The organism is Bilophila wadsworthia ATCC 49260 (genome assembly GCF_000701705.1).
Taxonomy (GTDB): Bacteria; Desulfobacterota; Desulfovibrionia; order Desulfovibrionales; family Desulfovibrionaceae; genus Bilophila; species Bilophila wadsworthia.
This window is the reverse complement of the sequence record NZ_JNJP01000109.1, coordinates 1-9,322: the sequence shown is the minus strand read 5'-3', so window position 1 is coordinate 9,322 and position 9,322 is coordinate 1. Positions and strand designations below refer to the sequence as shown.

The following is a 9,322-nucleotide window of genomic DNA, read 5'->3' as shown; positions in this document are numbered from 1 at the left end:
GGGGTGGGGTTTGGGGAGGGGGAGGAGAAGCCCTTCTCCAGAAGGGTTCTCCTCCCCCTCCCCAATCTTCATTTCACCCCCCTACCGCTCCGTGCAGCTGACGCAGGGGTCGATGCTGTTGACGATGACGGGGATGTCGGCGAGCTGGCAGTCCTTCATCATGACGGTGAGGGCCTCCCAGTTCATGTAGGACGGCACGCGCCACTTGAGGCGGGCGGGGGTGTCGGTCCCGTTGGTCTGCAGGTAATAGATAAGCTCGCCGCGCGGGGCCTCCGAGCGGGCGACGGATTCGCTTTCCGGGATACGCTCCATGTGCACGGCCAACGGGCCGTCGGGGAGCTTGTCGAGGCACTGGCGGAGCAGGCGGATGGACTCGAACACCTCGCGCACGCGCACCATCGCGCGTGACCAGACGTCGCCGTCCTGTTCTTTGACGATGTCAAAGTAGAGATCGGGATAGACGAGATAGGGCGTGTTCTTGCGCACGTCGATGTCGAGGCCCGAGCCGCGCGCCACGGGGCCGACCACGCCGAGCGCCCACGCATCCTCGCGGGACAGGACGCCCACGCCGCGCGAACGCTTGGCGATCAGGGGATCGGTACGGAACACCTTTTCCACGCGCTTGACCGCTTCTTCGACGGTGTCGAGCCGTTCCAGCATGTACATGGTCAGGCTGTCGTCCATGTCGAACTTCACGCCGCCGATACAGTTCGCGGAAAGGTTCATGCGGTTGCCGTAGATGGTCTCCTTCACGTCCTGCATGTTCTCGCGCACTTCCATGATGTGCAGGAACAGGGACTTGAAGCCCACGTTGTGCGCGAAAATGGCGATGTTGAACAGGTGCGAGGCCACGCGCTTGGTTTCCTCCGCCAGCACGCGCAGGTACTGGGCGCGGGGCGGCGGGGTCATGCCGAGCACGTTTTCGACCGCCATGCAGTAGGTCAGCGAGTGGCTGTTGGAGCAGAGCGAGCAGACGCGTTCGGTCAGCGTCGTGTTCTTGAAGAAGTTGCGCTGCGTCGCCATGCCTTCCATGCCGCGATGGACGTGCCCGGAGGTGATCTCCACCTTGCGGACCGTTTCGCCGTCGACGTCGAGATGGAAGTAGACCGGCTCCTCAAGGGCGACGTGCACCGGGCCGATGGGCAGGGAAAAACTGCTGGTCTGGCTCATTCGTGCACCCCCTTTTCCACTTCCTCGCCGGGCTCGGCGTTCACTTCCATGATGCGCTCCCACATATCCTTGGTGCAGGCCCCGTTCATCATGATGGTCAGCGGGATGACCTCGTTGAGGATGCCCTCGTCGATTTCCGGATCGAGGAAGAGGCGCTTGGGGTTGGTGTTGCCGTCGACGTGCACGTCGAACAGCTCCGCGAATTCACGTTCGTTCCAGTCGGCATTGCGGAACCACGGGGTGATGGTGGGCACGCTGTTCTCGGCGGGGTCCAGCGGGACCGTCACCGTCACCGTGTAGCCGTGCACGTCGAAGTGATAGGCCAGCGTGGTGACGGGCTCGGCGAGCTGCTTGTTCAGCGCGGTGACCGTGCACAGGCGCGCCTCGTGTTTGGCAAGCAGTGCGGCAGCGGCGGGGAGCTGGCCGGCGTTCATGAGCGTCACCCACTCGAAGCCGTTGCCCCAGCTGTCCCAGTTATGCCGTTCTTCGGAAGCCAGATCCACCAGCCCCTTGACGAGCTCGGGATTGATGGAACGGCTTGACCATGTCGTATTCATGCAAGTTTCTCCTTGCGTCATAGCGGTACGTCGGCTCAGTCGGCGGTGTTGCCCGCCGCCGGAGACGGTTTTTCAGCGGCGCTTTCCGTGCCGGAAGGCGTATCGGGCCGCGTTTCGGCTGCTGCGGAAGCGGCCTGTTCAGCCGGAGGCGTCTGGGCGCTCGGTGCCGCCTTGGAAGCCGCAGGGTCGGACTTGGGCTGTGCCGTAGCTTCCCGCGAGGGTGCGGCTGTTTTCGGGGCAGAGGCCGCCTGAGCGGGAGCTTCCTTTGCGTTTTCCTTGTCCGCCGAGGCCTTTTCGGCCTTTCTCGGCGGAACGAGACAGACTTCCTCGCGGGCGGCCATCTTTTCGAGCTGGTCGATATGACAGGCGCGGTCTTCCTCGACCGCCACGTCGATGCGGCGGCAGTTCGGGCAGAGGTGCGAGATCACGTCCACGTCGACTTCGGAATGCTTGGCGTAGATGCGGTTGAGCACTTCCTGCGGCAGAACGCGCATTTTGGCCCCGCATACGGCACAGTAGTCGTATTTGACCTTGGCGCGGGTGATCTGGGTATATTTTTCCGTGGCCCGGTGGGCGCTGTGCCAGTCGTTGGTGAGGGTGACGGCCTTGGTCGGGCAGTAGTGGCGGCACTGGGCGCACAGGCAGCAGGAGTTGCGCCACACCGTGATCTCGAAGCCGCTGCCGTCCTCGAATTTCGAGATGTTGATGGCTCCGGCGGCGCAGACGTGGACGCACGTGCCGCAGCCCACGCACAGCGCCGGGTCGATTTCGACCCGCCCGCGCAGGCGGTCCGGGGTATACGTTTCTCCGAAGGGGAAGGCGTCGGTCACCGGGCCCTTCTTGAGGTTGTCCCAAAGGATTTTGAGGAATTCCATATCAGCCCTCCATCCTTTCCCGCCAGATGGCGACGGCTTCGAGCACGCCTTCCATGATCGCCTGCGGGCGCGGCGGACAGCCGGGCACGTTGACGTCGATGGGCAGGTAGCGATCCACGGGGCCCTCGATGGAGTAGCCTTCGCGGAACACGCCGCCGCTGATGGGGCAGATGCCCACGGCCACGGTCACCTTGGGCTCGGGGATTTCGTTCCAGACGCGCAGGACCTTGTCCTTGACCCGCGCCGTGAGCGGCCCGGTGATGAGCACGATGTCCGCGTGGCGGGGGCTCCCGCAGTATTTGCAGCCGAGGCGCTCCACGTCGTAACGGGAGATGCAGGCCGTGGTGGCCAGTTCCACGTCGCACCCGTTGCAGGAGCCCGCGTTGATGCGGAACAGCCACGGCGAGCGGGTGGAAAGTTTCTTGATGAGGTTCATGACCGGCCTCCCGTCAGCAGCCAATCCACACCAGGATAAGGCTCAAAAGGGCCAGCCCGGCGGGATACTTGAGGAAAAAGGACAGAGCCTGTTCGATGCGCAGACGCCCCGTGGCGGACTTCACCACGGTCAGGGTGAACAGCATGAACAGCGCGCACTTGACGACGAACCAGACCAGATTGACTGCGGGGATGTCCGAAATCGTGCCGGGGAAGAACAGCACCACCCCGAGCGCCAGCGCCACGACCATCTTGAGGGCCGAGGCCATGTGGAAGAAGGCCAGCAGCACACCCGAGTATTCGAGGAGCGGGCCTTCGAGGATTTCGGTTTCCGCCTCCGGCTGGTCGAAGGGCGGCACGCCGAGCGTGGCGGGCAGGAACATGAGCCACGCGAGGAACGCGGGCCACATGACCGGGGTGAGCCCGAACGAGCCGTGTTCGGCCTGATAGTCCATGATCTTGGTCAGGGAGAACTCGGCCCCGCTGCCGCCGCCCACTTTCATGGCGACCGTCAGCATGATCATAAGCAGCGGAACCTCATAGGCAAGCATCATGATCATCTCGCGGGAGAAGCCGATGCCGCCGTAGGGCGAGCCGGACGAGGAGCCCGCCAGCATGATCGCCATCGCCGGGATGGGGAACAGGTAGAAGATGACCAGCAGGTCGCCCATCTTGGGCAGGCCGTCGGTCACGCCGGGCACGGGCAGCAACGCCGCGCACATGGCGATGCCGCCGAGCGCGACCACGGGGGCCGCGAGGAAGGCCCCGCGCACGGCGGAGGTCGGGATGATGACCTCCTTGGTGCTCAGCTTGACGAGATCGAGGAAGGGCTGGATCAGCGGCGGCCCCACCCGGCGCTGGAGCCGGGCTTCGACGCGGCGGTCGCATCCTTTGAGGAACAGGCCCAGCGCCAGCGCGAACAGGCCGCCGGGGAAGACGACAAGGTGGAGAATGCCCACAAGCAGGTCTAGCATGACGGACGCTCCTTGTTGATGCGGCCGTTCCGGCCGAGGGACTGCCGCAGGGCCCGGCAGAGGGACAGGGCCAGTTCCGGCAGGGGGCATGTGGCGCTGCCGGGCTTGTTGCCCGTGCACAGGTTGACCAGCGCCGGGTAGATGGCTTCGGGCGGGATGCGCGAGGCTTCCCGGGAGGCGTCGTGGCCGCAGGCGTGCGGGGGCGCGACGCGGATCTTCACGCGGGAGAGCAGGAAGCGCAGGGCCAGCCAGCAGCCGCCGAAGGCCACGAGCATCAGCACGGCGACCGCCGTGGCGTCCCACGCGCCGGGGCCGGTGGCGAGGCCGTAGAAGGCCACGTCAAGCGACGGCATTCCGTATTCCGCCAGCGCCGCATTGAGGGGCGCGAGCATCAGGCCGGGGAACACGCCGGTCAGGATCACCATGAAGGCCATGAGCAGCATGGGCGCGCGCATGACCCACGGGGCCTCTTCGATATGGTCGAGGTTGCGCCCCGGCTGTCCGAGGAAGACGGCGTGCATGAAGCGGGCGAGGTACGCCAGCGTGATCACGCTGCCGATGAGCGAGATCAGCGCGAGGAGCGGTTCGCCTTCCGCCATGAGCGCCTGATAGATGATCCACTTGGAGGTGAAGCCGTTGGTCGGCGGCACGCCCACGGCGGCCAGCGACCCGATGAAGAAGCAGAACATGGTCACGGGCATCTTGCGGCCCACGCCGCCCAGCTCGGAGATCGTATCCGCGTGGGTGCGCAGCATGACCGCGCCGACCATGAGGAAGAGCAGATCCTTGAAGAACACGTGGTTCGCCATGTGCAGGAGGCCGCCCGCCATGCCGAGGCTCGTGCCCACGGCGATGCCGAGCACCATGTACCCGATCTGGCTCACCGTAGACCAGATGAACACCAGCTTGAGGCTGTTCTGGAGCATGGCCTGCACGGCGCTGTACAGCAGCGTGAACGCGCCGATCCATGCCGTGGCGTACATGACGGCCTGCTGCGAGAAGAGCCCCGCCGTGTCCGGGGACTGCGCGTACACGCTCCCGAAGACGAGGAACAGCTTCACGAGGCCGAAGACAGCGATCTTCAGCAGCACGGAGGAGATGTAGCCGGACACGGGCGTGGGGGCCAGCGCCGGGTGCATCTGCCAGTCGATGCGCAGGGAAACCTGCGCGGCCTTCATACAGAAGCCGACGGCCATCAGGATCATGATGGAGGTGCCCACGGCGGGAGAAAGGGAGGCGAAGCCCTTGGCCACGCCCGCGAACTCGCCGGTTCCGGTGTAGGCCACGATGAGCCCGATGCCGAGGAACAGGAAGCCCGCGCCCGCCACGTTGAACAGGAAGTACTTGAAGCCTTCCCGCAGCGCTTCGGGCGTGCCCTCATGCGCGATGGCGAAATACAGGGCCCACGAGCTCATGATTTCCCAGAAGGTGAAGAAGCTGAACAGATCCGAACTCGCCGCCACGCCGAGCAGCCCGCCCGTCATGAGCAGGAAGAAGGCGTAGAAGCGCCACTGCGTATGGCTGTGCTCCATGTAGCCCACGGCGTACACGAGGTTCACCGTGCCGATGGCGGGGATGAACAGGGCCATGATGAAGGACAGCGTGTCCAGATCCTGCCCGAACGCGAGCACGTGCAGGGTGGTCAGGAACAGGATGGCGGCGGCGCCCCATCCGGCCTTCACGCGGTCCTTGCGGAACCAGATCGGCACGACGGCGCCGATCATGGGCAGGATCACATACACGGGCCAGCCCACATCGAGCGACGGCAGGACGGCCGAAAGGTGCCCCGCGCCGGAGCCGAGGTGCGGCATAAGCTCGTTGATGACCGGGGTGACGAGCGACAGGCCCGTCTGCGGGGCCACGCCGAGGATCACGCACAGGCCCGCGAGGATGATCATGGGGACGCGCATGGTCGTGGTGACGCCCTGCACGCGGCGGCGCCCCGCCGGGGCGGGGTCAAGCAGAATCGTGCGCAGGATGCGCATGTAGTAGATCGCCCCCACGAGGCTCGCCGCGATGAGCGCCGCCGCGATGAGCGGCTGCCCGGCGTCCATGCAGGCCACGATCATGAGGTATTTGCTCACGAAGCCGTTGAACGGCGGCAGGCCCATGATGGACACGATGCCGATGCTCATGCAGCCCACGGCCCACGGCATTTCGTGGACGAGGCCAGCGAGATCGGAAAGCTTGCGGCTGCCGACGCGGAAAATGAGGCCGCCCGCGCAGAGGAAGAGCAAGTCCTTCATGATCGCGTGGTTCAGGACATGGGACAGCGCGCCCGCCGCCGCCAGCCACGTGCCGAGGCCGAGGACGGTGAAGATTTCGCCGACCTGCCCCATGGTGGAGTAGGCGAGCATACGCTTGAGGTCTTCCTGCCTGAGGGCCATCCATTCGCCGTAGGCCATCGTGCACAGGCCCATGAACGTGACCATCAGGCCGGGGGCGGTGAGGCCGCCGTAGGTCCCGGTCGAGGCGAGCTCCTTGTAGCCGATGAGCCCGAAGTAGACCGTCACCACGCCGAACACGCCCATCTTGGTGAGCACGCCGGAGAGCGGCGCGGACACGGAGGACGGCGCGGCGGGGTGGGCGTCTGGCAGCCAGCTGTGCAGGGGCACGAGACCGGCCTTGGCCGCGAAGCCGAGCAGGGTGAACACAAGGGCGAACTTGAGCACGTCGTCGGAATGGACCGCCAGATTGGCGACGATTTCGCCGTACTGAGTATGGTTCCCGCCGATCATGAAGAAGCCCACGATCATGAGGTAGGCCGCGCTACAGCACAGCACCACATACTTGATGGCCGCATCGCGCGCCTTGGAAGTGCGTTCCCACGCCACCAGCGCGAAGGACGCCCACGTCATGACTTCCCACTGGGAGGCCAGCGTGCCGATGTTGTCGGTGGTCACGATGTTGAGCAGCGCGCCGAAGGTGAGGAGCAGGAAGAACCAGTACCAGTGCTTGCGCCCGTCCTCTTCAATATAGTTGGTGGAATAGCAGGCCACGAGCGTGCCGATGCCCGAGATGATCAGCGAGAACAGGCGGGACAGGGGCGGCAGATCACTTGCATAAATGAGGATGAACGCGGCGAGGAACAGCGCGAACGTATACTTGGCCCGGTAGGCGGGCCTGATGATGCGGGGGCAGAGGACGAGGAAGGAGCCCACATAGAGCAGGAGCGGGGTCACATGCCACGGGCCTTCGAGCTCCACCAGCGTATGGGGATCGATGCCGATGAGCCACGCGCCGAAATCCTGCACGAAGAAACGCCCAAGCCCCAGAACCACCAGCATCCCGAGCAGGACGTACAGGCTGATCGCCGCCGGGGTCTTGCTCCAGCGGTTGGGGACGATGGGGCACCAGCTTCCGCTGGGCACGCCGAGCAGTTCTGTTTCCTGATCGAACAGCGCGCGGGCGAAGCCGCCCCCGCCGAGGGGGACGTCGGTGCATATGGGTTCGTCGGGCCGGGTAAAACACACCTGCAGGACGACTTCGGCGGAAAGCCACAGCAGCACGGTATAGCCCAGCGCCATGATGATGGCAAGGACCGGGCCGCCGAGGGGGACGTCGATGCTGTGCATGGCCATGGCGTGCAGGACCAGATGCTGGCCTTCCGGCGTCATGGCCGGGGAGATGCCGAGCGAGGCCTCAAGCGCGAACGCCAGCAGCACGGCCCCCACGGGGTTGCGGTGCAGCGCGCCGCGGATGTCGTTGGCGACGCAGGAATACGGGTTGGCGACGAGCCCGGACAGCCCTATCCATGCCGCGAGGCGGGCGATGGCATGATAGATGACGATCATGATGCTGCCCACGTCGCCGGACGGCCCGAGGCCGAGCCCCATGAGCGCGAGCCCCAAGTCCACGAGGCCGCCCCAGAGGATCAGCAGGCCGGGACGGCCCCGCTCGCGGTACACTTTGTAAACCCCAAACAGCATTATCAGCAGGCCGGCGACGAGAATAGCCATCTCTGATGGCGAAGTCGGCGTTACGCTACTGTCCATGCTCCCCTCCTTAAAAAGTAAGCGCTGTGCTTGTCCATAGTGGATAGAAATCAGACGCAGTGCCGGACTGCCCCGGCGCGAAGGCAGGGTCCGCGCCGGAAAGAGGCCGCCTTCCCTCAAACGGCGGACCTCAAGAAACAACGGACTTGTCCTTTTGTGAGCGTTTTCCCATTATCCGACACTCTTTGTTGTGTTTATTCAAACAAACAGTTCCGGATTGAGGAAAACACGCTGGAATATGATTCTCGCATGTTCCCGCGCTCTTTACAATCCCACTCCGCGGGGCTATCACGCAGACGTCCATCCACCTTTACAGCCACGAACCGGGAGATTCCATGTCGGCTCGCTTCCCCTTATCTCTGCGTCTTTTTTTCACAACCTGTTTGTGCCTGTGCGTCTGCCTTGCCGCCGGGTGCTCCGGCAAACAGGTGCACGTCACGGTCGAAAATGAGTTCAACATGATGGCGAAACGGCTGGCTCCGGTGCTCAAGGCCCACGGCGTCATCGACGAGCACGGGGCCTATGTCGCTCCCGTGTTTTCGACCCCGGAACTGCCGCCCCAGCTTGGGGAATATCTGTTCCAGCGTCTTTCTCCGGCGTTCCGTTTCAAGGTCGATCCGGCGCTGCTGCCGCCGACGTTCGCCCTGTCGCGTACGGCGGGGGATACGGTGGAGATGCAGCCTTACGGCTTCATGCTCGGGCAGGGGGCGGATATCGTGACCGTGACGCTGCTTGCCCAGACGGACTGGAACGACGACGGCCTCAACGAGTGGCTGCTGCTTTGCCGGGTCAAGCCGATCATCGGCAAGAACAACATGCGCGATTACTATCTGCTCGTCGAGAAGCCCGGCGCGTCCATCCTCGTGCCCAAGCTCCTCGCCGTCTACGACTGCTTGAGCCAGAGCTGCAAGCTGTTCGTGGACGTTGATCAGAAGAAGCCGCCCTACGCGCCCGAGGAGCCCACCATTGAAGTGAAGATCGGGCAGAAGGACGTCACCCTTCCCCCGAACGCCCCGCCGCCGCCCGGCGCGCCGCAGCACGAGTTCAAGGAAAGCAAGCTGGGAGAATGAAAGGGGCCCCCTCCCCTCATCCCCCCAAACTTTTTGACTGATGGGGAGGCAGCGCGGCGGGAGTTCGTTCCGGCCAGGGCTGAAAGAAAGATTGTATCAGACAGCGGACGGAGAAATGAGAGAACCGCCTGAACACAAGATGTTTAGGCGGTTTCTTTTTGTCCGCAGGAAAAAGTTTTCTCCTCCATTCTTCGCCCACAGGAAAAATCGCCCAACAGGGATTCGATAAACACGAAAGTCTTTGAA

General features: G+C 64.3%; 7 protein-coding genes. 1 reads left to right on the top strand and 6 read right to left on the bottom strand.

What is annotated here, in order from left to right:
* Positions 1-81 precede the first annotated feature (81 nt).
* From T370_RS0119710 to T370_RS0119685, 6 genes are read right to left on the bottom strand one after another with little or no spacing between them, the layout of a single operon-like run.
* On the bottom strand, positions 82-1,170 hold the full coding sequence (locus tag T370_RS0119710) for a hydrogenase large subunit (RefSeq protein ID WP_005028008.1): 1,089 nt from the start codon (positions 1,168-1,170) through the stop codon (positions 82-84).
* Positions 1,167-1,727: an NADH-quinone oxidoreductase subunit C gene (locus tag T370_RS0119705; protein ID WP_005028007.1), complete on the bottom strand. Its 561-nt coding sequence runs from the start codon at positions 1,725-1,727 to the stop codon at positions 1,167-1,169. Before T370_RS0119705 ends, T370_RS0119710 begins: the two co-directional genes overlap by 4 nt.
* Positions 1,728-1,762: 35 nt before the next feature.
* Positions 1,763-2,602, bottom strand: a complete 840-nt coding sequence (locus T370_RS23890; protein ID WP_005028006.1) for a 4Fe-4S dicluster domain-containing protein — start codon at positions 2,600-2,602, stop codon at positions 1,763-1,765.
* Between the two features lies 1 nt (position 2,603).
* A complete protein-coding gene (locus tag T370_RS0119695) occupies positions 2,604-3,038 on the bottom strand; it encodes an NADH-quinone oxidoreductase subunit B family protein (RefSeq protein ID WP_005028005.1) in 435 nt (144 codons plus the stop codon).
* Positions 3,039-3,051: 13 nt separating this feature from the next.
* Positions 3,052-4,011 (bottom strand): respiratory chain complex I subunit 1 family protein, encoded by a 960-nt coding sequence (locus T370_RS0119690; protein WP_029436749.1) that lies wholly within the window; start codon positions 4,009-4,011, stop codon positions 3,052-3,054.
* Complete coding sequence (locus T370_RS0119685) at positions 4,005-8,006, bottom strand: complex I subunit 5 family protein (RefSeq protein ID WP_029436748.1); 4,002 nt, start codon at positions 8,004-8,006, stop codon at positions 4,005-4,007. Before T370_RS0119685 ends, T370_RS0119690 begins: the two co-directional genes overlap by 7 nt.
* Before the next feature lie 335 nt (positions 8,007-8,341).
* On the opposite strand from T370_RS0119685, the gene T370_RS0119680 reads away from it, so the two are divergent.
* Positions 8,342-9,076, top strand: a complete 735-nt coding sequence (locus T370_RS0119680; protein WP_005028002.1) for a hypothetical protein — start codon at positions 8,342-8,344, stop codon at positions 9,074-9,076.
* Positions 9,077-9,322 lie beyond the last annotated feature (246 nt).